This is a genomic window from Streptomyces beigongshangae (assembly GCF_019710745.1).
In the GTDB taxonomy this organism is placed as follows: Bacteria; Actinomycetota; Actinomycetes; order Streptomycetales; family Streptomycetaceae; genus Streptomyces; species Streptomyces beigongshangae.
This window is the reverse complement of the sequence record NZ_JAHKJW010000019.1, coordinates 140,047-160,892: the sequence shown is the minus strand read 5'-3', so window position 1 is coordinate 160,892 and position 20,846 is coordinate 140,047. Positions and strand designations below refer to the sequence as shown.

Annotated in this window: 22 protein-coding genes, 3 tRNA genes and 1 pseudogene; 21 read left to right on the top strand and 5 right to left on the bottom strand. The window is 71.2% G+C overall.

The window, feature by feature from the left end; all coding sequences use genetic code 11:
* Nucleotides 1–361 (bottom strand): annotated as a pseudogene (locus tag KM933_RS17405) (hypothetical protein); the annotation flags it as partial.
* Between the two features lie 252 nt (nucleotides 362–613).
* Here KM933_RS17405 and KM933_RS17400 point away from each other — a divergent pair.
* The 11 genes from KM933_RS17400 to KM933_RS17350 all read left to right on the top strand — a co-directional run bounded on the left by KM933_RS17400 (nucleotide 614) and on the right by KM933_RS17350 (nucleotide 11,934).
* Nucleotides 614–1,582 (top strand): complex I subunit 1/NuoH family protein, encoded by a 969-nt coding sequence (locus KM933_RS17400; protein WP_221353120.1) that lies wholly within the window; start codon nucleotides 614–616, stop codon nucleotides 1,580–1,582.
* Nucleotides 1,583–1,584: 2 nt separating this feature from the next.
* Complete coding sequence (locus tag KM933_RS17395) at nucleotides 1,585–2,265, top strand: NuoI/complex I 23 kDa subunit family protein (RefSeq protein ID WP_221353118.1); 681 nt, start codon at nucleotides 1,585–1,587, stop codon at nucleotides 2,263–2,265.
* Nucleotides 2,262–2,933, top strand: coding sequence for an NADH-quinone oxidoreductase subunit J family protein (locus tag KM933_RS17390; protein WP_221353116.1), 672 nt, complete (start codon nucleotides 2,262–2,264; stop codon nucleotides 2,931–2,933). The genes KM933_RS17395 and KM933_RS17390 overlap by 4 nt, the downstream gene beginning before the upstream one ends.
* Complete coding sequence (nuoK, locus tag KM933_RS17385) at nucleotides 2,933–3,367, top strand: NADH-quinone oxidoreductase subunit NuoK (protein WP_221353114.1); 435 nt, start codon at nucleotides 2,933–2,935, stop codon at nucleotides 3,365–3,367. The genes KM933_RS17390 and nuoK overlap by 1 nt, the downstream gene beginning before the upstream one ends.
* Nucleotides 3,364–5,358, top strand: a complete 1,995-nt coding sequence (locus KM933_RS17380) for an NADH-quinone oxidoreductase subunit 5 family protein (RefSeq protein WP_221353112.1) — start codon at nucleotides 3,364–3,366, stop codon at nucleotides 5,356–5,358. Before nuoK ends, KM933_RS17380 begins: the two co-directional genes overlap by 4 nt.
* 6 nt (nucleotides 5,359–5,364) lie before the next feature.
* The gene (locus KM933_RS17375) at nucleotides 5,365–6,951 is read left to right on the top strand and encodes an NADH-quinone oxidoreductase subunit M (protein WP_221353110.1); all 1,587 of its coding nucleotides are present in this window, start codon (nucleotides 5,365–5,367) and stop codon (nucleotides 6,949–6,951) included.
* Complete coding sequence (locus tag KM933_RS17370; protein ID WP_221353108.1) at nucleotides 6,948–8,483, top strand: NADH-quinone oxidoreductase subunit N; 1,536 nt, start codon at nucleotides 6,948–6,950, stop codon at nucleotides 8,481–8,483. The genes KM933_RS17375 and KM933_RS17370 overlap by 4 nt, the downstream gene beginning before the upstream one ends.
* Nucleotides 8,484–8,771: 288 nt before the next feature.
* The gene (gene htpX, locus KM933_RS17365) at nucleotides 8,772–9,635 is read left to right on the top strand and encodes a zinc metalloprotease HtpX (protein WP_221353106.1); all 864 of its coding nucleotides are present in this window, start codon (nucleotides 8,772–8,774) and stop codon (nucleotides 9,633–9,635) included.
* A 60-nt stretch (nucleotides 9,636–9,695) separates the two neighbouring features.
* Complete coding sequence (locus KM933_RS17360) at nucleotides 9,696–10,094, top strand: YccF domain-containing protein (protein ID WP_221353103.1); 399 nt, start codon at nucleotides 9,696–9,698, stop codon at nucleotides 10,092–10,094.
* A 13-nt stretch (nucleotides 10,095–10,107) separates the two neighbouring features.
* Nucleotides 10,108–11,298, top strand: coding sequence for a barstar family protein (locus tag KM933_RS17355; protein WP_308013431.1), 1,191 nt, complete (start codon nucleotides 10,108–10,110; stop codon nucleotides 11,296–11,298).
* A 69-nt stretch (nucleotides 11,299–11,367) separates the two neighbouring features.
* Complete coding sequence (locus KM933_RS17350; protein WP_221353101.1) at nucleotides 11,368–11,934, top strand: SMI1/KNR4 family protein; 567 nt, start codon at nucleotides 11,368–11,370, stop codon at nucleotides 11,932–11,934.
* A 94-nt stretch (nucleotides 11,935–12,028) separates the two neighbouring features.
* Here the strand turns inward: KM933_RS17350 and KM933_RS17345 are convergent, their stop codons facing one another.
* Both KM933_RS17345 and KM933_RS17340 read right to left on the bottom strand, forming a co-directional pair.
* On the bottom strand, nucleotides 12,029–13,264 hold the full coding sequence (locus tag KM933_RS17345) for an APC family permease (RefSeq protein WP_221353099.1): 1,236 nt from the start codon (nucleotides 13,262–13,264) through the stop codon (nucleotides 12,029–12,031).
* A gap of 169 nt (nucleotides 13,265–13,433) precedes the next feature.
* Nucleotides 13,434–13,922, bottom strand: coding sequence for a YajQ family cyclic di-GMP-binding protein (locus KM933_RS17340; protein WP_099925456.1), 489 nt, complete (start codon nucleotides 13,920–13,922; stop codon nucleotides 13,434–13,436).
* A gap of 202 nt (nucleotides 13,923–14,124) precedes the next feature.
* Between KM933_RS17340 and KM933_RS17335 the strand changes: the two genes are divergently transcribed.
* Nucleotides 14,125–14,206, top strand: a tRNA-Tyr gene (locus tag KM933_RS17335).
* 535 nt (nucleotides 14,207–14,741) lie between these two features.
* Nucleotides 14,742–14,954 (top strand): hypothetical protein, encoded by a 213-nt coding sequence (locus tag KM933_RS17330; RefSeq protein WP_055614634.1) that lies wholly within the window; start codon nucleotides 14,742–14,744, stop codon nucleotides 14,952–14,954.
* 83 nt (nucleotides 14,955–15,037) lie between these two features.
* Here the strand turns inward: KM933_RS17330 and KM933_RS17325 are convergent, their stop codons facing one another.
* The gene (locus KM933_RS17325) at nucleotides 15,038–15,694 is read right to left on the bottom strand and encodes an NAD(P)H-binding protein (protein ID WP_221353097.1); all 657 of its coding nucleotides are present in this window, start codon (nucleotides 15,692–15,694) and stop codon (nucleotides 15,038–15,040) included.
* 30 nt (nucleotides 15,695–15,724) lie between these two features.
* On the opposite strand from KM933_RS17325, the gene KM933_RS17320 reads away from it, so the two are divergent.
* Complete coding sequence (locus KM933_RS17320) at nucleotides 15,725–16,897, top strand: hypothetical protein (protein ID WP_308013430.1); 1,173 nt, start codon at nucleotides 15,725–15,727, stop codon at nucleotides 16,895–16,897.
* A gap of 229 nt (nucleotides 16,898–17,126) precedes the next feature.
* On the opposite strand, the gene KM933_RS17315 is transcribed toward KM933_RS17320, so the two are convergent.
* Nucleotides 17,127–18,266 carry an amidohydrolase family protein gene (locus tag KM933_RS17315; protein WP_430727332.1) on the bottom strand — a complete coding sequence of 380 codons (1,140 nt, stop codon included), beginning with the start codon at nucleotides 18,264–18,266 and terminating at the stop codon, nucleotides 17,127–17,129.
* Nucleotides 18,267–18,279: 13 nt separating this feature from the next.
* On the opposite strand from KM933_RS17315, the gene KM933_RS40285 reads away from it, so the two are divergent.
* From KM933_RS40285 to KM933_RS17285, 7 genes are all read left to right on the top strand, one after another.
* Nucleotides 18,280–18,477 carry a hypothetical protein gene (locus KM933_RS40285; RefSeq protein ID WP_308013435.1) on the top strand — a complete coding sequence of 66 codons (198 nt, stop codon included), beginning with the start codon at nucleotides 18,280–18,282 and terminating at the stop codon, nucleotides 18,475–18,477.
* 221 nt (nucleotides 18,478–18,698) lie between these two features.
* Nucleotides 18,699–18,771, top strand: a tRNA-Thr gene (locus KM933_RS17310).
* A 46-nt stretch (nucleotides 18,772–18,817) separates the two neighbouring features.
* Nucleotides 18,818–18,890: transfer RNA gene (locus KM933_RS17305), tRNA-Met, on the top strand.
* Between the two features lie 91 nt (nucleotides 18,891–18,981).
* Entirely contained in the window at nucleotides 18,982–19,146 is a 165-nt protein-coding gene (gene rpmG, locus KM933_RS17300) for a 50S ribosomal protein L33 (RefSeq protein ID WP_003956487.1), read from the top strand.
* Between the two features lie 99 nt (nucleotides 19,147–19,245).
* A complete protein-coding gene (locus KM933_RS17295) occupies nucleotides 19,246–19,698 on the top strand; it encodes a MaoC family dehydratase N-terminal domain-containing protein (protein WP_221353093.1) in 453 nt (150 codons plus the stop codon).
* 5 nt (nucleotides 19,699–19,703) lie between these two features.
* The gene (locus KM933_RS17290; RefSeq protein ID WP_221353091.1) at nucleotides 19,704–20,132 is read left to right on the top strand and encodes a MaoC family dehydratase; all 429 of its coding nucleotides are present in this window, start codon (nucleotides 19,704–19,706) and stop codon (nucleotides 20,130–20,132) included.
* Between the two features lie 121 nt (nucleotides 20,133–20,253).
* On the top strand, nucleotides 20,254–20,823 hold the full coding sequence (locus KM933_RS17285; RefSeq protein WP_221353089.1) for a TetR/AcrR family transcriptional regulator: 570 nt from the start codon (nucleotides 20,254–20,256) through the stop codon (nucleotides 20,821–20,823).
* Nucleotides 20,824–20,846: the final 23 nt, after the last annotated feature.

The following is a 20,846-nucleotide window of genomic DNA, read 5'->3' as shown; positions in this document are numbered from 1 at the left end:
CGGCGGCCGGCGACCGCCCCGCGCGGCGGACCCGTACGGCCGGGGACGGCTCGGCGAGCCAGACGGCGACACCGGCGCCCGCCCCGGCCGCGAAGCCACCCGCTACGGGCTCCGAGCCGACCTCTCCGAACGCGCAGTCGGCCACGGCCACCCCGGTGGCCGAGCCGACGACCCCCGGCCCGCCGCTGCGCGCGCGAAGCGCCGGCGGAGGCTCGGCGAGCCGGCGACGGCAGCCCCAGGACGCCACCGGCCCCGCCGGCCCCATCGACCCCGCCGGCTCCCCGGCTTCGGCGGAACCGGCTCCCTCCGCCGCACCGACCACTCCGGCCGAGGCAACGGCGTCGACCGGGACCGGGGGCACGACTGGGACCGGGAGCACGGCCGGGACCGGCAGCCCGGACGCCCCGTGGCACCGTGCCCGCCCGGCTTTCGACGAGCCCGAAGCGTCCCCGGCCGCCGAAAAGACCCCGGAGCCAGGGAACGCGCCGGAATCCGAGAAGGACCCGGTGCCGGAGGACAGCCCTCCGCACCCCCCGGCCGTCAGCGACCCCACCGAAGACCCTCCCGCCCCCCAGAGTCCTCCCGCCCCCCAGAGCCCTCCCGGAGGCCCGCAGTGAACGACGCTCTCGACGTCGCCCTGCGACTCCTCGTCGTCTTCGTCGTGTTCCTGACGTTCCCCCTTCTCGTGGGCCAGGCCGAGCACAAGGTGATGGCCCACATGCAGGGCCGTCTCGGCCCCATGTACGCCGGCGGCTTCCACGGCTGGGCGCAACTCGTGGCGGACGGCGTGAAGTTCGCGCAGAAGGAGGACGTGGTCCCGGCGGGCGCCGACCGCCGTGTCTTCCAGCTCGCCCCCGCCGTGGCCCTCCTCCCGTACCTCGTCGTCATCCTCGCCATCCCGATCGGCCCGGGCGAGGGCGCGGTCGGTGAGGTCGTCGACGCGGGCATCTTCTTCGTCCTCGCCGTGATGGGCGTGAGCGTCCTCGGCTCGCTCATGGCGGGCTGGGCCTCGGCCAACAAGTTCTCCCTCCTCGGCGGCCTGCGCACCGCCGCCCAGCTCCTCGCGTACGAACTCCCGATGCTGCTGACCGCCGCGTCGGTCGCGATGGCGGCCGGCACGGTCTCCCTCCCCGGCATCGTCGACGCCTTCGAGTGGTGGTGGCTGCCCTGGCAGATCATCGGCGCGATCGTCTTCTTCGTGGCGGGCCTCGCCGAACTCCAGCGCCCGCCCTTCGACATGCCGGTGGCCGACTCGGAGATCATCTTCGGCGCGTACACCGAGTACACGGGTCTGCGCTTCGCCCTGTTCCTCCTCGCCGAGTACGCCGGGATCGTCGTCCTGAGCGGCCTGACCACCGTGCTCTTCCTGGGCGGCTGGCACGGCCCGTGGGGCGAGGACGGTCTCGGCTGGGTCTGGACCCTGCTCAAGGCCGCGGTCCTCGCCTTCGTCGTCATCTGGCTGCGCGTCACCTACCCGCGCCTGCGCGAGGACCAGCTCCAGAAACTCGCCTGGACCCTCCTCGTCCCCCTCTCCCTCGCCCAGATCGCCCTCACGGGCATCGTCAAGGTGGTGATCGCGTAACCATGTCCCGCCCGTCGATCCCCGGTTCAGGCCTGGCCAAGGGTCTGGCTGTCACCCTGCGCACGATGACGAAGAAGACCGTCACCGCGCAGTACCCGGACACCCAGCCCGAACTCCCGCCCCGCTCCCGCGGCGTCATCGGCCTCTTCGAGGAGAACTGCACGGTCTGCATGCTGTGCGCCCGCGAGTGTCCGGACTGGTGCATCTACATCGACTCCCACAAGGAGACGATCCCACCCGCCGCTCCCGGTGGCCGCGAGCGCAGCCGCAACGTCCTCGACCGCTTCGCCATCGACTTCGCCCTCTGCATGTACTGCGGCATCTGCATCGAGGTCTGCCCGTTCGACGCCCTCTTCTGGTCCCCCGAGTTCGAGTACGCCGAGACCGAGATCCACGAACTCACCCACGAACGCGACAAGCTCCGCGACTGGATGTGGACCGTACCGGCCCCGCCGGCCCTCGACCCCGGTGCCGAGGAACCCAAGGAGATCGCCGCCGCCCGCAAGACCGCCGAGAAACTGGCCGCGGCAGAGGCACAGGTACAGGTACAGGTACAGGTACAGGCAGAAGCGCAGGCTGGGACAGCGGTCCAGGTCCAGAACAAGTCCCAGGGCCGGACCGAGCCAACCGACCCGCAGGGAACCGATCCGCAGGGAACCGACCCGCAGGGAGGCCCCTCGTGAGCCCCGCCGCGGCCGCCGCCACGGCGGCACGGGCCACGACCACCACCGCCGCCGAGACCCACGGCTTCCTCTCCCCGACCGGCGTCGAGATCGCCTTCCTCCTCGTCGGCCTGGTCACCTTCGGCGCCGCGGTCGTCACGGTCACCACGAAGCAGCTGGTGCACGCCGCCCTGTGGCTGGTGGTCGCCCTCGGCGGCCTCGCCGTCGAGTACCTCCTCCTCACGGCCGAGTTCATCGCCTGGGTGCAGGTCCTCATCTACGTCGGTTCCGTCGTCGTCCTCCTCCTCTTCGGTCTGATGCTCACCCGGGCCCCCATCGGCCGTTCCCCGGACGCCGACTCGGGCAACCGGTGGGTGGCCCTCGCCGTGGCGGTCGCCGCGGCCGCCGCCCTCGTCTGGGTCGTCGTCGACGCCTTCCGGACGACCTGGATCGACCTGGACGGTGCCGCCGCCGGCTCCACCGCGGTCACCGGCGCGAGCCTCTTCCAGAGCTGGGTGCTCCCCTTCGAGGCCCTCTCGGTCCTGCTGCTCGCCGCCCTGGTCGGCGCGATCGTCCTCTCCCGCAGGACGAAGGCGAAGGCGACGGCCACCCCGAGTCCGCCCGGCCCGCCGCGCCCCCCGGGCCCGCGCAGCGACGTCCCCCGGAGTGACAAGGAAGGCGCCCGCTGATGCACCTCGCCTACCCGGCCGTACTCTCCGCCCTCCTCTTCTGCACCGGTCTGTACGGAGTCCTGGCGCGCCGCAACGCGATCCTGGTCCTGATGTCCGTCGAGCTGATGCTCAACGCCGTCAACCTCAACCTCGTCGCCTTCGACGTCTGGCTCAGCAAGACCGCCCAGGACACCCTGCACTCCGGCCAGGCCCTGACCCTGTTCACCATCGCCATCGCCGCCGCCGAGATCGGCATCGGCCTGGCGATCGTCCTCGCCGTCCACCGCAACCGCGGCACCGCGAACATCGACGTGCTCCGCGACACCGCGGAGTCCGGTACCGCGGACACCGACGGGACCGACGGGACCGACGGGACCGACGAGTCCGACGACGACGCCGTCTCCGGGTCCGCCCGGAGCGAGCCGGCCGAGAAGGCTGAGGCCACCGCGTGACCACGACCACCCTCGCCGTCCTCGTCCCCCTCCTCCCGTTCCTGGGCGCCGCGGCCGGACTGTTCCTGGGCCGCTCGGCCGCCGGCTTCGTACGCCCCCTCGCCGTCCTGCCCTCCCTCGCCGCCCTCGCACTCGCCGTGGCCGTCGCCGTACGCCAGGGCGGCGGACGGGCCGTGGACGCGGCGACCGAGCTCACTCCCACCGGTTCGGTCCCCGTCGAACTCGCCCTGCACATCGACGGCTTCGCCGCCCTCGCCGCCGTCCTCGTCGGCCTGGTCGCGACCTGTGTGCAGATCTACTCGACGGGCTATCTGCGCGACGACCCGCGCTACCCCTCGTACGCCGCCCTCGTCTCCCTCTTCACCTCCGCGATGCTGCTCGTCGTCTACTCGGGCGACCTGATGGTGCTGCTGGTCGGCTGGGAGGTCATGGGCATCTGCTCGTACTTCCTCGTCGGCCACTACTGGGAGACCCCGGAGGCGCGCGCCGCCTCCATCAAGGCGTTCCTCGTCACCAAGCTCGGCGACGTCCCCTTCCTGATCGGCCTGTTCGCGCTCGCCGCCGACACCGGTTCGTTCCGCATCACGAAGGTCCTCGGCACCGTCGCGAGCGGCGGACTCGACCACCCGACCCTGATCGCCCTGCTGCTCCTCGCCGGTGTGGCGGGCAAGTCGGCGCAGTTCCCGCTCCACACCTGGCTGCCCGACGCGATGGCGGGCCCCACCCCCGTCTCCGCGCTGATCCACGCCGCGACGATGGTCGCCGCCGGTGTCTACTTCATCGCCCGGCTCCTCCCGGTCTTCGCCGCCTCCGCGGCGGCGCTGGTCGTCCTCGCCGTGCTGGCCGCCGTGACGATGGCCGGCTCGGCCCTCGCCGCGCTCGCCCAGGACGACATCAAGCGGGTCCTCGCGTACTCGACGATCGGCCAGCTCGGCTACATGACCGGCGCGCTCGCCGTCGGCGACCGCGGTGCCGCCGTCTTCCACCTCCTTGCGCACGGCGCCTTCAAGGCGCTGCTGTTCCTCGCGGCGGGCGTGATCATCCACGCGGCCGGCACCAACTCGCTGGCCGCCATGTCCCGGATGAAGGACCTGCGCGCCCGCGTCCCCGACGCCTACTGGACGATGACCGTGGCGCTCCTCGCGCTCGCCGCGATCCCGCCCTTCAGCGGCTTCTTCTCCAAGGAAGCCGTCCTCGGTGCCGCCGAGCACGCCGCCACCGGCCACGCCGAACACGTCCCCGGTGCCGCGGGCTGGATCGTCCTCGTCTCCGGTCTGGTGACGGCCCTGCTGACCGCCGCCTACGCGACGCGCCTGTGGCTGCTCGCCTTCCGCGGCCACGGCACCGAAGCCCCCGACCACGGCAGGCAGCCCGTCGCCATGAACTCCGTGCTGTGGGTCCTCGCCCTCCCGTCACTCGTCTTCGGACTCGCCACCGGCGTGCTGCCCGACTGGTTCGACGGCCGGGACCTCACCCCGACCCTCGCCACCGCCGTCCTCGGCACGGGTGTCGCCCTGGTGGGCGGCATCGTCACCTACGGGGCGTGGCGGCACACCACCGCCCTGTCGGGCCGCTTCCCCATGGGAGCGGTCGCGGCCCATCCGGGCGCCGACGGCGGCCTGGTCGAGGCCGAGGCCATCGCCAGTCACGAACCCGCGTACGGCAGTGCGGCCTCCGCGCCCGACCCGGCGGATCCCGGCCGGCTCCTGCTCGGCCCGCTGCACCGCCACGCGGCCGTCGGATTCCACCTGGACGCGGTGTACACGACGCTCCTCGTCCGCCCGGTCCGGGGCGCGGCCGCACTCGTCCGGTTCCTCGACCGCGAGGTCGTCGACACCTACGTACGCGGCGCGGGTGCCCTGCCCCGCTGGCTGGGGACGGCCGTCCGGCGCGCCCAGACCGGCAACGTGCAGACCTACGTCAGCGCGCTGTTCGCCGGCACCGTCGTCCTGGTGGTCGCCGTCCTCCTCGTCGCCACCGCGGGAGCGTGAGCAGGCGTGATCGATATCAACGAGTCCGTGATGCAGTTCCTTCTCGCGTTCGTCGTCGTCGCCCCGCTCCTCGGGGCCGCCGCGGCCCTCCTGCCGGCGCCGCCCGGACTGAAGGGGAAGTCTCCCGAGCAGGCCGTGCTGCGGCACGGCGTGACGGTCACCGGCGCCGTACTCATCGCCGCGATCGTCCTCGCGCTCGGCTTCGACCACGACACCCCGGCCACGGCACAGCGGATGCAGGCCACGACGGACATCAGCTGGATCCCCGCACTCGACGTGCGGATCCACCTCGGCATCGACGGCATCTCCCTCCCCCTCCTCGTGCTGACCGCGCTGCTGACCTTCCTGTGCGCGCTGTACTCCTACTTCCACCTGCCGTCGGGCCCGTCCCCCAAGGCGTTCGTGGCGCTCGTCCTCGTCCTGGAGTCCGGCACCCTCGCGACCTTCGCCGTCCTCGACCTGCTGCTGTTCTTCCTGGCCTTCGAGATGGTGCTCATCCCGATGTACTTCCTCATCGCCCGCTGGGGCGGTGAGCAACGCACCCGGGCGGCCTGGAAGTTCATCCTCTACACCCTGCTCGGTTCCGTCGTCATGCTGCTGGGCCTGCTCCTGATCGGACTCAGGGCGGGCACTTTCGACATGGTGGCACTCGCCACTGACAATCACCCCGAGCTGACCACGTCGGTGCAGGTCGTCGCCGTTCTGGCGGTCGGGATCGGGCTCGCGGTCAAGACGCCGATGTGGCCGCTGCACAGCTGGCTGCCGGACGCGCACACCGCCGCCCCGACCGTCGGCTCGGTCCTGCTGGCCGGCGTCCTGCTGAAGATGGGCACGTACGGGTTCGTCCGGATCCTGCTGCCCGTCGCGCCGGACGGCATGAGCACCTTCGCCCCGTACCTCGCCGCCCTCGCGGTCGTCGGGATCATCTACGGTTCGCTGGCCTGCCTGGCGCTCGCCCGGCAGGGCGCGAAGGGCGACCTCAAGCGTCTCATCGCGTACTCCTCGGTCGGCCACATGGGCTTCGTGCTCCTCGGCATCGCGTCGATGACCCCGACCGGCGTGAACGGCGCGCTGTTCGCCAACATCGCCCACGGCCTCATCACCGGCCTGCTCTTCTTCCTCGTCGGCGCGCTCAAGGACCGCACCGGCACGACCGACCTCGACACCCTCGCGCAGGAGACCGGCGCCGCGCTCTACGGCAGGGCCCCGCGCCTGGGCGGTCTGCTCGCCTTCGCCGCCGTCGCCTCGCTCGGACTGCCGGGCCTGGCCGGGTTCTGGGGCGAGATGCTCGCGCTGTTCGGCGCGTTCGACCCCGCCGACGGTCTCAGCCGGCCCGCGTTCCTGACCTTCATGGCGATCGCCGCGTTCGGCACCCTGCTCACCGCCGCGTACCTGCTCGTCGTGGTCCGCCGGGTCTGCATGGGCGCCACCTCGCAGCGGGAGAGCCCGGCACTCGCCGACGTCCGGCCGTACGAGTTCGCCGCCTGGACCCCGCTCGTCGTCCTCACCGTCGTCGCCGGGCTCTGGCCCAAGGTCCTCCTCGGCCTGACCGACCCGGCCGTGCAGCAGCTCCTCTCAGGAGGCACCCGATGAGCTCCCAGGTCCAGGTCCAGGCGCAGTCCCTGGTCCAGTCCGTCGACTGGCTCGCGATCGCGCCGCCCACCATCGCGGCGGTCGTCGCGCTCGTGGTGCTCGTCGCCGACCTCTTCCTGGGCGACCACAGGAAGGCGCTGCTCGGCTGGATCTCCGTCGCGGGGCTCGCCCTCGCCGGACTCGCGCTGCTGCCGCTGCTGGACGGCGACCGCTCCACGTTCTGCCTGACGGGCGACCCGGACGTGTGCAGCTACACGGCGGACCGGTTCACCCTGGTCGTCCAGTTCCTCGTCCTCGGCGGCGCGCTCCTCGCGGCCCTCCTGTCGATGACCGCGCTGAAGGACGCAGACAAGGACGCAGACAAGGAGCTCCCGGAGGGGGAGTTCTGGTTCCTGCTGCTCTCCTCGGCCGCGGGCGCGGCCCTGCTGCCCGCCTCGCGCGACCTCGCCACCCTGATCGTCGCCCTGGAGGTCGCCTCCCTGCCCGCGTTCGCCCTCGTCGGCATCAGGCACGGCGACCGCAGGTCCTCCGAGGCGGCCCTGAAGTTCTTCCTGTCCTCGGTCACCGCGACCGCCGTGAGCCTGATGGGCGTCAGCTTCGTCTACGCGTCGACCGGCACCCTGTACCTCACCGGGATCGCCACCGGCATCGAGGACGTCGACGGCCAGTTGCACACCCTCGCCCAGGCGGGCGTCGTCCTCACCCTCGTCGGCTTCGCCTTCAAGACGGCCGCCGTGCCCTTCCACTTCTGGGTGCCCGACACCTACGTGGGAGCGCCCCTCCCGGTGGCCGCCTACCTGTCGGTCGTCGGCAAGGCGGTGGGCTTCTCCGGCCTGATCCTGGTCACCGTGATCGCCCTCCCGTCGTACGCGGACGTCTGGGGCCCGGCACTCGCCGCCCTGGCCGCCCTCACCATGACGATCGGCAACGTCGGAGCCCTGCGGCAACGGCCCACGCGCGCGTACAGCGCGGTACGGCTCCTCGCCTGGTCCTCCGTCGGGCAGGCCGGCTACCTCCTGGTGCCGATCGCCGCCGCCGCGTACTCCGAGGACGCCGAGAAGGCCGTCGGCTCGACCCTCGCGTACGCGCTCATGTACGCCGCGGTGAACCTCGGGGCCTTCGCGGTGGCCGCCCTGGTGGCCCGCACGAAGCCGCTGAACCGGGTCGGCGACTACCGCGGCCTGTACGCCTCGCGCCCCCTGGCCGCGCTCGTCCTCGGTTTCTTCCTGCTCTGCCTGGCCGGTCTGCCGCCGGGCGTCATCGGCCTCTTCGCGAAGGTCACCGTCTTCTCGGCGGCCGTCGACGCGGGTCTCGGCTGGCTCGCCGTGGTGATGGCTGTCAACGTGGTGATCGCGCTCTTCTACTACCTGCAGTGGACGAGCCTGCTCTTCCGCGCCCCCGAGGGCGAGCCCGCGGCCCACCGCGTCCCGGCCCCCCTCACCGCGGCGATCGCCCTGACCGCAGTCCTGGGGGTCGCGCTCTCCGGAGCGCCGCAACTCGTCCTGCGCTTCTCGGACACCGGCCTCTTCTGACCACGACCCTCTTCCGGCCACCAGCCCCTTCCGGCCACCGGCCCTTTCCGGCACCTCTCCCGGAGCGTCCACGCGCGTGCACGGGAGACCGCCGCCCCGCGCGCGTGGGGCGGCGGTCGTCTCACCCCGACGGCCGACGCGCGGCGGCGTACGCACAAGGGAACTAGTGCTCCCCGCCTGGCGTTGACCACTGAGGGAGGGTCCACTGGACCGTGGAGTCACGGAATCCAGTGACGTCAGAGATCGACAAGCAAGGGTTCCCCTGCCGCACCATTTGGAGGGCGTACCGTGCACCGCCGGCACAACGGGCTCAGGACCGCCGTACTCCTCGGGGGACTGTCCGCCCTCATCATCGTCATCGGCAGTTTCTTCGGGCGCATGGGCCTCGTCGTCGCACTCCTCGTCGCGATCGGCACGAACGCGTACGCGTACTGGAACAGCGACAAACTGGCTCTACGCGCGATGCGCGCGCGCCCGGTGAGCGAGTTCGAGGCCCCGGCCCTCTACCGGATGGTCCGTGAGCTGTCCACCCAGGCTCGCCAGCCCATGCCGCGCCTGTACATCTCCCCGACGGAGGCACCGAACGCGTTCGCGACGGGCCGCAACCCGCGCAATGCCGCGGTGTGCTGCACCGACGGCATCCTGCGGCTCCTGGACGAGCGGGAACTGCGGGGCGTCATCGGCCACGAGCTGAGTCACGTCTACAACCGCGACATCCTCATCTCGTCCGTCGCGGGTGCCCTGGCCTCCGTCATCATGTTCCTGGTCAACTTCGCCTGGCTGATCCCGATCGGCCGCTCCAGCGACGACGACGGCCCGGGCTTCCTCGGCATGCTGATGATCATGATCCTCGGTCCGCTCGCCGCGTCCCTCATCCAGCTCGCCGTCAGCCGCTCCAGGGAGTACGAGGCGGACGCGTCCGGCGCCCAGCTCACCGGCGACCCGCTGGCCCTCGCGAGCGCCCTGCGCAAGCTGGAGGCGGGCACGAAGCAGCTCCCGCTGCCTCCGGAGCCGCGCATCGAGACGGCGAGCCACATGATGATCGCCAACCCCTTCCGCCCGGGCCAGGGAGTCTCCAGAATGTTCTCCACACACCCGCCGATGGCGGAGCGCATCGCCCGGCTCGAACAGATGGCAGGTCGCCACCGGTGAAGACAATCCTGAACGTCATCTGGCTGGTCCTGAGCGGCTTCTGGCTNCAGGTCGCCACCGGTGAAGACAATCCTGAACGTCATCTGGCTGGTCCTGAGCGGCTTCTGGCTGTTCCTCGGCTACATGTTCGCGGGCCTGCTGCTCTGCGTCACGATCATCGGCATCCCGTTCGGCGTCGCGTCATTCCGTATCGGCGTCTACGCACTGTGGCCGTTCGGCCGCACGACGGTGGAGCGCCACGACGCGGGCGCACCGTCCTTCGTCGTCAACATCCTGTGGCTGGTCCTCGCCGGCTGGTGGCTGGCGCTCGCCCACATCGTCACGGGTCTCATCCAGTGCGTCACGATCATCGGCATCCCCCTGGGCATCGCCAACTTCAAGCTGATCCCGGTCTCCCTGTTCCCCCTGGGACGCGAGATCGTGAGCACCGACCAGCCGTTCGCGTCGTCGGTCCGGTAGGGCGGCGCGGGGGGTGCGACCACCGAAGTACGCCCTGACGGCGTACGACGCCGACATCGGCGTCGACATCGGTATGGACATGGACACCGGGGACACCAGCGGCGCCGGGATCTGGGCCCTGTGCGCGGACGCCGAGGACCTCTTCGGCGATCCGCCGCCGCCCGCCCGCGGGACGTACGAACTCCTCGGCTGCACCCCCGGAGGAGCGCTGGACGAAGCCCGCACGCGCGCGCGTGCGGAAGGCTCGGCACCTCTCGGCACCCTCGTCCTGGAGATCCTCGACAAGGAGGGCCGACGGGTCGAGGAGTGGTCCCTGGAGGACGTACGCCTCCTCGGCGACCGCCCGTGCGCACGCGACCTGTCACGGCGCGACCTCACCGTCGAGGCACGCGAGTCCCCGCACAACCCGTTCGACCACCCCCGGCGTCCGCCGCTCTCCCCGGGCTACCGGCTGCTCGGCGCCGGGACGGCTGCCGGGACCGAGCCGTGGGGCGGCTGCCGGGACCTGGCACACGTCCCGGACGGACAGCCGGATCCCGCCGAACCGCCCGTGCGACTGCTCGGCTGCTCCCCGCGCGGCGCCCTCCGCACGGCCCTGGACGCGGGAGAGGAGGACCTCGGACACGCCAAGCTGGTACGCCTCGACCGGGCGGGCCACCCCGTCCAGTCGGCCGTCGAGGGCGAACTGGCCGCCTGGATCCCCTCGGCTCGGGGCCGCGGCCTGATGGACCTCACGCTGGAGCCCTGGTCGGAACGGCCGCCGACCGCGGCCGAGGAGGTCTGGGAACTGTGGGACGACGGCCGGCCCACCGGACCCGGTCGCTGGGCGGGATGCGGCACGGAAGGCCGCCGCCACTGGCTGAGCACGGCACTGGAACGTCACGACTTCGGCCGGCCCGACGCCGGCCCCGGTGGTACGTACCACCTCGACGGCCGCCACATCACCGACGAACCCGGCTTCTTCTGCGCGGTCGGCGAGGCGGTCAACGGACCGGGCGGCTACTTCGGCCGGGGCCTCGACGCCCTCGCTGACTGCCTACGTGGCCGCTGGGGCGCCCGGCTGCCCTTCACCCTGCTCTGGCACGACGCGGAGGTGGCCCGCACCTGCCTCGGCCTCGTCCCGCTCACCGGCCACCGCCCCTGCACGTTCGAGGAACTCCTCGCCTTCCTCGGGGAGGAGGGCGTCGGTGTCCGTCTCGTCTGAGGTCGTCCACAGGTCTGAGGTCGTCCACAGGCCCGCCCGATTGTCGGTGGGGCCCTGCATCATGAATGCATGACCGAGATCGAGCAATTGCTGGTACGTGTCTGTGCGCAGGCACACAACTCCCGGCCGTGGGGCTGGCCTTCGCTCCCCGAGCCCGTGGACGCGGCCACACTCGCCCGGGCCGAGTCCGCTCTCGGGTTCTCCGTCCCGCCGCTGCTCGCCGCCCTCTACCTGCGGATAGGGGACGGGGGCTTCGGCCCGGAGTACGGTCTGCTGCCCCTGCTCGACAGCCCGCCCTCGGGCGAACCCTCCGTCGTCGCGCAGTACCTCGCCCACCGCGAGGACGGCCGCAAGGACCCCGACTGGCCCTGGCCGGACGGCATCCTGCCGATATCGCACTGGGGCTGCGGCATGTACGCGTGCGTGGACTGCCGTGCCCCCGACGCCACGGTCCTCCTGTTCGAACCGAACGCCGGCGACGCCGACCACGCGTGGTACGTGGACGCCCCGACCCTCACGGCCTGGCTCGACGCCTGGCTGGACGGCACCGGCTGGTACGACGAACTGAACGACGGCACGGACCTGGAACCCTGGACCGACTTCCGGACCCGCACGGGAATGGCACGCACCTCTTAGAGGCGCGGAAAGCCCCGGGGCCGGCCCTCACCGAACCCGTACGCACCCACCCACTGCCCGCAGCAGGCAGTCCCTGCCCGCGAACGAGAAGGATTCAGCGCGGGGCGAGCCGCCGCCGCACCCCGTACGCGACCGCACCCGCCCCCAGCACACCGGTGCCCACGACCACGGACGTCCACGGCAGAGCGAAAGCCAGCACCACACACCCCACCAGCCCCACCGCGGGCAGGACCCGCGACACGACCGCCGCGGACAGGGTCCAGGCCGAGGCGTTGGCGATCGCGTAGTACACCAGCACGCCGAAGGAGGAGAAACCGATGGCGCCCCGCACGTCCACCGTCGCGGCCAGCACCGCGACCACCGCTCCGACGGCGAGTTCCGCCCGGTGGGGCACCTGGAAGCGTGGATGCACGGCGGACAGCCCGGTCGGCAGATGCCGGTCGCGGGCCATGGCCAGCGTCGTCCGCGACACCCCGAGGATCAGCGCGAGAAGGGAGCCGAGCGCCGCCACCGCGGCACCCACCCGTACGACGGGGACGAGCCCCGGCGCCCCGGCGGCGCTCACCGCGTCGGCGAGAGGTGCCGTCGCCTGTCCGAGTCCCCCCGTCCCCAGCACGGAGACGACCGCCACCGCCACCGCCGCGTACACGACCAGTGCGATACCGAGCGCGAGAGGGATCGCGCGCGGAATGGTGCGGGCCGGATCCCGTACCTCCTCACCGAGGGTCGCGATCCGCGCGTACCCGGCGAAGGCGAAGAACAGCAGTCCGGCAGCCTGAAGCACCCCGCCGGCTCCCTCGGAGACACTCACGTCGAGCCGCCCGGCACCGGCTTCCCCCGAGGTCAGACACACGACCACCACGGAAGCGAGGACCGCGAGCACCACCGCCACGATCGCCCGCGTCAGCCACGCGGACTTCTGGACGCCGCCGTAGTTCACCGCGGTCAGCGCCACCACGGCTCCCACGGCCACCGCGTGCGCCTGCTCCGGCCAGACGTACGCGCCCACCGTCAGCGCCATCGCCGCACACGAGGAGGTCTTGCCCACGACGAACGACCAGCCCGCCAGGTACCCCCAGAACGCGCCGAGCCGCTCCCGTCCGTACACGTACGTGCCGCCCGACGTGGGATACCGGGCGGCGAGGCGGGCCGAAGCGGTCGCGTTGCAGTAGGCGACCACGGCGGCGAGGCCCAGCCCGAGGAACAGCCCGGATCCCGCCGCCCGTGCCGCGGGCCCCAGCGCGGCGAAGATGCCCGCACCGATCATCGAGCCGAGGCCGATGACCACGGCGTCCCCGAGGCCGAGTGTCCGCCGCAGCTCCTGTGTCATGAGCCGCACCCTACTGACCGGCGCAACCGGACACCGTCGTGCCGGTGTCCTCACGGACAACAGCGGAGGAACACGAGAACAGGCACGCGAACAAGACGGAAGGGGCGGGCACCCGAGGCACCCGCCCCTTCCGGTACGCGCGGTCTGCGTCCGTCGAACAGCGGCAACGTCACCGGTAGTTGACGAACTGCAGGGCGAAGTCGAAGTCCTTGCCCTTGAGCAGGGCCTGGACGGCCTGCAGGTCGTCGCGGCTCTTCGAGCTGACGCGCAGCTCGTCGCCCTGGACCTGCGCCTTCACGCCCTTCGGGCCCTCGTCGCGAATGATCTTCGCGACCTTCTTCGCGTTGTCCTGGGAGATGCCCTCCTCGATCGAGGCGAAGATCTTGTACTCCTTGCCGGAGAGCTGCGGCTCACCGGCGTCCAGCGCCTTCAGCGAGATCCCGCGCTTGACCAGCTTGGTCTCGAACACATCGAGGATGGCCTTGACCCGCTCCTCGGAGTTCGCCTCCATGAGGATCTTCTCGCCGGACCAGGAGATGGAGGCGCCCACGTTCTTGAAGTCGTAGCGCTGCGAGATCTCCTTGGCGGCCTGGTTGAGGGCGTTGTCGACCTCCTGCCGCTCGACCTTCGAGACGATGTCGAAACTGGAGTCGGCCATGTCCTGTGGCTCCTTGTATCGGGGTGCGTAGTGGCGGCCGCCGAACCCGTGTCGGTCCCGGGCCGCATCCGCATAAGCCTAGCCATCCCCTCCCCTCCGGGCACCGTTCAACCGAGTGGCGAAGCACCCCCGGGCATCGGGTATCGTTTACGTCGTTGCCACAGAGCACCGCCGAAAGACGGTTCGAAGGGCAGCTACCCCCGGCGGTGTGCCCGAGCGGCCAAAGGGAGCAGACTGTAAATCTGCCGGCTTAGCCTTCCCAGGTTCGAATCCTGGCGCCGCCACACGGGAACCAAGGGCCTGTGACCTGCTTAAATAGCAGGTCACAGGCCCTTGGTCATGCCTGTGGGCAGAGGTCGCCGCCTCGCGGCCGAACGCGACATGTCGGGGTGCGTCGAGGGGAATTGCCTGCGCTTCGCCCGCGCAGCCCCCGCCGGGCGGAAGCTCTGGCGTTGGCAGCGTCGTCATGTGGCGTATGCACCCAGGACCGCCCCCTTCTGTGAGCGGCTGTGGTGTGTACCGCTGGACGAGCCGTTGCCTCCCTGTCCTCGGAGGGACTCAGGATATGACTACGGAACTGCCGCAATGAGTAAGAAACCGTGCTGATGGAAAATCATTCGGTCCAACGGTGCTCACGGTTCACGTTGCAGACGAGAGGCGCGGGGGACAGGGCTGACTGGTCAGCCCTTCGGGTTCGAATTCCGGCACCGCTGCGCTGAGAAAGGGTTCTTTCGTGTTCGGGTGCATCGCGGGCCGGATCGGCGCAGGGTGCGGACACGCCGACGGCCGAGTGCGCCGGTTTGTTCGTACGCTGGTTCCATGTCCTCACGTCGCCGCAACTGCCCCGAGTGCCGTCGCGAGATCGCCGTCGTCGCCGGGCGGTTCGCCCGGCACGACCCGCCGGGGGCGCGGGGGAGCGGGGAACTCGTGTCCTGCCCGGGGTCACGCAGACAGGCGGAACTCGGTGCGGCACAGCCGGCGCTGGACGGGTACGTCGTGGCGGAGTTCCCCGGCCAGCTCCCGCTCTTCTGACCTTCGGCTCTGCTGAGTTTTCGCTCTTCGGGCCTTCGGGTCTTCGGGCCTTCGGGTCTTCTGAACCGCGGCCTTCGGGTCGGCTAGTTCCCCGCCACCGACTTCACCGCCACCGACACCGGTGTCGAGCCGCTGATCAGCTCCAGGGTCAGTCCGGCCGTCGCCGGGGTGTCCACCAGCTCCGCGAGGACCGCGGCGACGTCGTCGCGCGGCACGGCGCCCCGCCCCGTGGCGGCCTCCAGGCGGATGAGGCCCGTGCCCGCGTCGTTCGTCAGCATGCCGGGGCGCAGGATCGTCCAGTCCAGGCCCCGGTGGGCCTGGACGTACGCGTCGGCCTCGCCCTTGGCGCGCTGGTACGCGTCGAAGACGTCGTCCCCGGGATGCTCCGGATCCGCGCCCATCGACGACACGACCACATGGCGTCGCACCCCGGCCCGGGCCGCCGCGTCCGCGAAGAGCACGGCGGCGCCCCGGTCCACGGTGTCCTTGCGGTCCACTCCGCTGCCCGGACCCGCACCCGCCGCAAAGACCGCCGCGTCCGCGCCCCGCAGATGCGCGGCGACCTCGGTCTCCGAGGCGGACTCCAGATCGCAGACCACCGGCTCGGCGCCGGCCGCCCGCAGATCGTCGCCCTGCTCGGCTCGGCGGATGATTCCCGCCACCTCGTCACCACGCGCGGAGAGCAACCGCTCCAGCCGCAGCGCGATCTGACCATGACCTCCAGCGATGACAATGCGCATGTTTCCGACCGTACGCCCATCGGGGCACACGTGCCGCACAACCCTGTGGACGACTCGTGGGTCTCACTGATGATCATGCTGTACGAGGGGGACGCCGCCAGGCGTCATAAGGAGACCGTCATCACCACCACGAGCACGAACCCCACCACCCGTAAGAGCCCTGCGATACGCAGGACCCTCACCGCGGCCGGCTGCGCCACCGTCCTGCTCGCCGGCGTGGCCGCCTGTGGCACGGTCGAGAACCTCACCGCCGGCCAGAAGGTGGACCGGGCCGTCGAGGGCCTCGGCGGGAAGAAGTCGCTCGGCTTCGAGCTGAGCCTCGACGCCAAGCCGTCCGCGCTGGTGAAGCTGGCCGGCGGCGCGGGGCCGGACGACGCGATGCCGGCCGAGCTCGCGGAGTTCCTCAGCGGGGTACGGGTCAAGGTGTCCGTCGAGTCGCGCAAGCCGCTCGCCGACTCGGGTGAGAAGGACATCGTGGGCACGGGGATGGAGTTCTCGGGGCCCGACGGCGTCCTGGCCGAGTACCGCATGGTCGGCGACCGCGCGTACTACCGCGTCGACATGAAGGCGCTCGGCGAGGCCGTGGGCTTCCCCCTGCCCACCGCCGACGAACTCCCGGAGGGCGGGAAGGAGTTCGCGCCGGTACTCGAAGGCAAGTGGGCCGAGGTCGACAGCCGCGAACTCGAACGCGCCGCGCAGGACGCCTCCGGCAAGGACGGCAAGGACTCCGAGGGCGGTGCCGCCGACGAGATCGACAGCAGGACCCAGCAGAAGATCCTCAAGGCCGTGCGGTCGGTCGTCGCCCGCGAGGTCACCTTCAGCGAGAAGGAGGGCTCCGACGGCGTCGAGCAGATCGTCGCCAGGGCCTCGTTCCGCGACCTGCTCACCGGTGTCATCGGCAAGCTGCGGCCGCTGGCCGACGACCTCCCGGCGGGCGCCGAACTGCCCACGGACAAGGACCTCAAGAAGGTCCCGGACAAGAAGGTCGCCGTCGACTTCTCCCTGAAGAACGGCGACCTGACCCGCGTCTCCGTCGACCTCGCCACCCTCGCGGACGACGCGAAGGGGAGCAGGCTGCCGCTGGTCATCACGTTCGGGAAGGCCGGCGACATCAGCGCCCCGTCGGGCGCCACGAAGCTGCCCACGGGAGAGTTCGGCCGCGCGGGCAACCCGTTCACCAGCGGCCTGATGGGCGGTTTCTGACGCACCGCCCGCCCCCTCGCACACCTCGCGCGCGTGGAGGCAAAAACTCCTCCACGACTTCCTTCACGCGCGCGTGGCCGGTGCGTACGCTCCACGCGCGCGTGCCGGTGCGTACGTGTCGACGCCGCGTCAACCGCGCCATGACGCCCCGCCCCCGCCCCCGCCCCCGCGTACGGTGTACGCGTCGCCTGCGTCACGATGTCCCGCCCGCGCGTACGCGCCGACCGCCTCACGACGCCCCGCCGGTCCGTCCCTGCCGGGGCAGGTCCAGCGCCACGGCCGCCGCCGAGCCGCAGTACTCCCGCACCGCGCTCGTCCGTGCCACCACCCGCCCCCGGTGCACCACGATCCGGCTGTACGCCAGCGACAGCGCGGCGTCGAGCCGGTCCCCGCGCACCGCGAGCAGCTCCGCCGGAAAACCGGCCTCCACCCGCACCTCGGGCAGCCCGAGCGCCGCCCGGGCCGACGAACTCACCGCCCCGTACGCGTCGGCGGCCCGCAGTCCGTACCGCGAGGCCAGCAGGTACGCCGCTTCCAGCGGATCCCCGCGTCCCACCGGGTTCGACACGTCCCTGAGGGCGCCGCTGCCGGCCGCGACCCGTACCCCGGCCGCCCGCAGCAGCCGTACCGGGGCCGTACCGCGGCGGTCCACGCCGGAGCAGCCGCCCTGGGGCAGGCAGACGACGGTCACCCCGGCCGCGGCGAGCTGGTCGGCCGACCGTGCGGCCACCTCGGAGGGGAGCCGGCCCAGACCCGCGCAAGGGCCGAGCGTCACGCCGGGCCGCAAGCCCCCCGCCATCGCCGCGAGCCGCGCCAGTCGCGCCGGATCGTCACCGTCCGTATGCAGATCGACCGGGCATCCCTGCTCCGAGGCGACCTCCAGGACCGCCTCCGTGTAGCCCGCCGGATCGGGGTCCAGATCCGGGCAGCCGCCCACCACGGAGGCGCCCATCTTCACCGCGTCCCGCAGCATCGCCAGCCCTTCGGCCCCGGCGAGCCCGGTCAGTACCCGGGGCATCGCCACGACCGTCAGTTCGACCAGTCCCCGCAGCGCGCGCCGTGCCTGCAGCACCGCCCCCATCGACTCCAGCCCCTGCACATCGCCCACCCGTACATGCGAGCGAAGGGCGGTTGCCCCGTGCCCGAGCTGGAGGAGCGCGGCCTCGGTCGTACGGCGCTGGACCTCCCGCGCCGCGTACGGGGCCGGGCCCCCGCCGTCGGCCGACAGGGCCGTGTCGCTGTGGGCGTGGGGCTCGGCCGGAGCCGGCAGCAGCAGGTGGCCGGAGAGGTCCATGCGCGCGGTGCGCGCCGTGAGGCTGCCCGCCGTGCCGACTGCCTCGATCCGGCCGCCGGACAGCCGCACGTCCACGGTGCGGCCGTCGGTGAGCCGCGCGCCGCACAGCAGCAGCCCGGAGCCGTCGCTGCGTCCGGACGACCCCGACGGGGACGACCCCGACGGACCCGGGAGCCCCGACGAGGAGGACGACGGGCCCGAAGGACCCGATGGGCCCGAAGGACCCGATGAACCCGACGAGAAGCGGTACGGCTGCGGCTGGCTGTCGGGCATCGCACTCCTGTGACTGGGGAGCCGCGCGGGAGACGCAAGATCACGCAGCGTGAGTCGAGCCTAGGGCGACGATCCGCGCGCATCGAGGAGGAGCGAAATAGTCGTACCGGTGTGGTCAGCGGTGTCCGTGGGGCCGGTGGAACGGGTTCGTACGGGCCCGGGAACGGGCCGGGGCAGGAGCCGCGAAACGGATTTGGGCGATCGGCGGCCGAGCGTGTAATGTCTTCATCGCTCGCCCCAATAGCTCAGTCGGTAGAGCGTCTCCATGGTAAGGAGAAGGTCTACGGTTCGATTCCGTATTGGGGCTCTGGTGTGAAAGGTTCCCGTCGCAGGGCGGGAACTGATCGCATCGCAGCGGTGTAGCTCAGTCGGTAGAGCAAGCGGCTCATAATCGCTGTGTCACCGGTTCAAGTCCGGTCACCGCTACTGACGGTAGCCGATTGCGGGGTCGGTCCTTCGATCGGTTACTCTGTTATGCGTTAATCCATGTCCCATCCGTCCGTCAAGGAGCACTCACGTGGCTGCCACCGACGTCCGCCCGAAGATCACGCTGGCCTGCGTGGAGTGCAAGGAGCGGAACTACATCACCAAGAAGAACCGGCGTAACAACCCGGACCGACTGGAGATGAAGAAGCACTGCCCGCGTTGCAACTCGCACACCGCGCATCGCGAAACGCGATAACACCAGGCTCGTTCACGAGGCCGTCCCCTTCTTTCGGGGGGCGGCCTCGCGTCGTTGACACCAGCTGCGAACCAGCGCGATTCAGGAGGTGCCGAGCCGATGGCGCTCGACCAGTCCTTCGTGGGGCGGTCCTACCCGCCCACCGATCCGTACGAAGTCGGCCGGGAGAAGATCCGCGAGTTCGCGGAGGCGGTGGGGGACGCGAACCCCGCCTACACGGACCCCGAGGCCGCCAAGACCCTCGGCCACCCCGATGTGATCGCTCCGCCGACGTTCGTGTTCGCGATCACCTTCAAGGCCGCGGGACAGGTCATCAGGGACCCCCAGCTCGGCCTGGACTACAGCAGGGTCGTGCACGGCGACCAGAAGTTCGTCCACCGGCGTCCGGTGCGCGCGGGTGACCGGCTCACGGTCACGTCCACCATCGAGGCGATCAAGTCGATGGCGGGCAACGACATCCTGGACATCCGCGGCGAGGTCCACGACGAGGCGGGCGAGCACGTGGTGACCGCCTGGACCAAGCTCGTGTCCCGCGCGGCCGAGGAGGCGTGAAACAGATGACCGCGAAGATCTCGTACGAGGACGTCGAGGTCGGCACCGAGCTGCCGGCCCAGTCCTTCGGCGTGACCCGCGCCACGCTCGTCCAGTACGCGGGCGCCTCCGGGGATTTCAACCCGATCCACTGGAACGAGAGGTTCGCCAAGGAGGTCGGTCTCCCGGACGTCATCGCGCACGGCATGTTCACGATGGCCGAGGCGATCCGGGTGGTCACCGACTGGACCGGCGACCCTGGTGCGGTCGTCGAGTACGGCGTCCGCTTCACCAAGCCCGTCGTCGTCCCGAACGACGACGAGGGCGCCACGATCGAGGTCAGCGGCAAGGTCGCCGCCAAGCTCGACGACAACACCGTGCGCGTCGACCTCGTCGCGACGAGCGCGGGCCAGAAGGTGCTGGGCATGTCCCGGGCCGTCGTGCGGCTGGCCTGACCGGGAGCGGCCAACGGCGGCAGGAGCAAGGGGCGTCCGCCATTGCGGACGCCCCTTACTCGTATCGCTCGTACCGACTGCCCCCTTGACGTAGTTAGTGATTGGACACTAACTTCATTGCATGGTCAGGATGAGCGCAGAGGAACGGCGTGAGAGCGTCATTCGCGCGGCGATGAGCGAGTTCGCCCGGAGCGGCTACCACGGCACCTCCACCGAGGCGATCGCCAAGCGCGTGGGGGTCTCGCAGCCGTACCTCTTCCGGCTCTTCCCCGACAAGAAGGCGATCTTCCTCGCGGCCGCCGAGCGTTGCCTGGAGGAGAGCCGGCGCACGTTCGCGGAGGCATCCGACGGACTGGAGGGCGAGGAGGCCCTGCACTCCATGGCGAACGCGTACACGAGGGTCATCGCCGAGGAGCCGGAGCGGCTGCTCATGCAGATGCAGATGTACGTCGCGGTGGCGGCGGCCGAGCAGGCCGGTGACCACGAGCTCGGCGAGGCGGTGCGGGCCGGCTGGATGCGGCTGTGGGACACCGCCCACCTGCCGCTCGGCGCCGACGTGAGCGAGACCACGACCTTCATGGCCTATGGAATGCTCATCAACTGCCTGGTCGCCATGGGCTTTCCGCCTCGGCACCGGGTGTGGGAGGGGCTCTACCCCTCGGCGAGGACCAAGGGTCGACTCGAACACTGAAGCGCCGAGAACACCGGAACGCC

What these genes read in the sequence shown, in the direction of transcription:
- KM933_RS17395 (WP_221353118.1), top strand. Translation starts at nt 1,585, where the DNA reads ATGTCCCGCCCGTCGATCCCCGGTTCAGGCCTGGCCAAGGGTCTGGCT.
- nuoK (WP_221353114.1), top strand. Translation starts at nt 2,933, where the DNA reads ATGCACCTCGCCTACCCGGCCGTACTCTCCGCCCTCCTCTTCTGCACC.
- KM933_RS17370 (WP_221353108.1), top strand. Translation starts at nt 6,948, where the DNA reads ATGAGCTCCCAGGTCCAGGTCCAGGCGCAGTCCCTGGTCCAGTCCGTC.
- KM933_RS17350 (WP_221353101.1), top strand. Translation starts at nt 11,368, where the DNA reads ATGACCGAGATCGAGCAATTGCTGGTACGTGTCTGTGCGCAGGCACAC.
- KM933_RS17345 (WP_221353099.1), bottom strand. Translation starts at nt 13,264, where the DNA reads ATGACACAGGAGCTGCGGCGGACACTCGGCCTCGGGGACGCCGTGGTC.
- KM933_RS17340 (WP_099925456.1), bottom strand. Translation starts at nt 13,922, where the DNA reads ATGGCCGACTCCAGTTTCGACATCGTCTCGAAGGTCGAGCGGCAGGAG.
- KM933_RS17330 (WP_055614634.1), top strand. Translation starts at nt 14,742, where the DNA reads ATGTCCTCACGTCGCCGCAACTGCCCCGAGTGCCGTCGCGAGATCGCC.
- KM933_RS17325 (WP_221353097.1), bottom strand. Translation starts at nt 15,694, where the DNA reads ATGCGCATTGTCATCGCTGGAGGTCATGGTCAGATCGCGCTGCGGCTG.
- KM933_RS17295 (WP_221353093.1), top strand. Translation starts at nt 19,246, where the DNA reads ATGGCGCTCGACCAGTCCTTCGTGGGGCGGTCCTACCCGCCCACCGAT.
- KM933_RS17290 (WP_221353091.1), top strand. Translation starts at nt 19,704, where the DNA reads ATGACCGCGAAGATCTCGTACGAGGACGTCGAGGTCGGCACCGAGCTG.
- KM933_RS17285 (WP_221353089.1), top strand. Translation starts at nt 20,254, where the DNA reads ATGGTCAGGATGAGCGCAGAGGAACGGCGTGAGAGCGTCATTCGCGCG.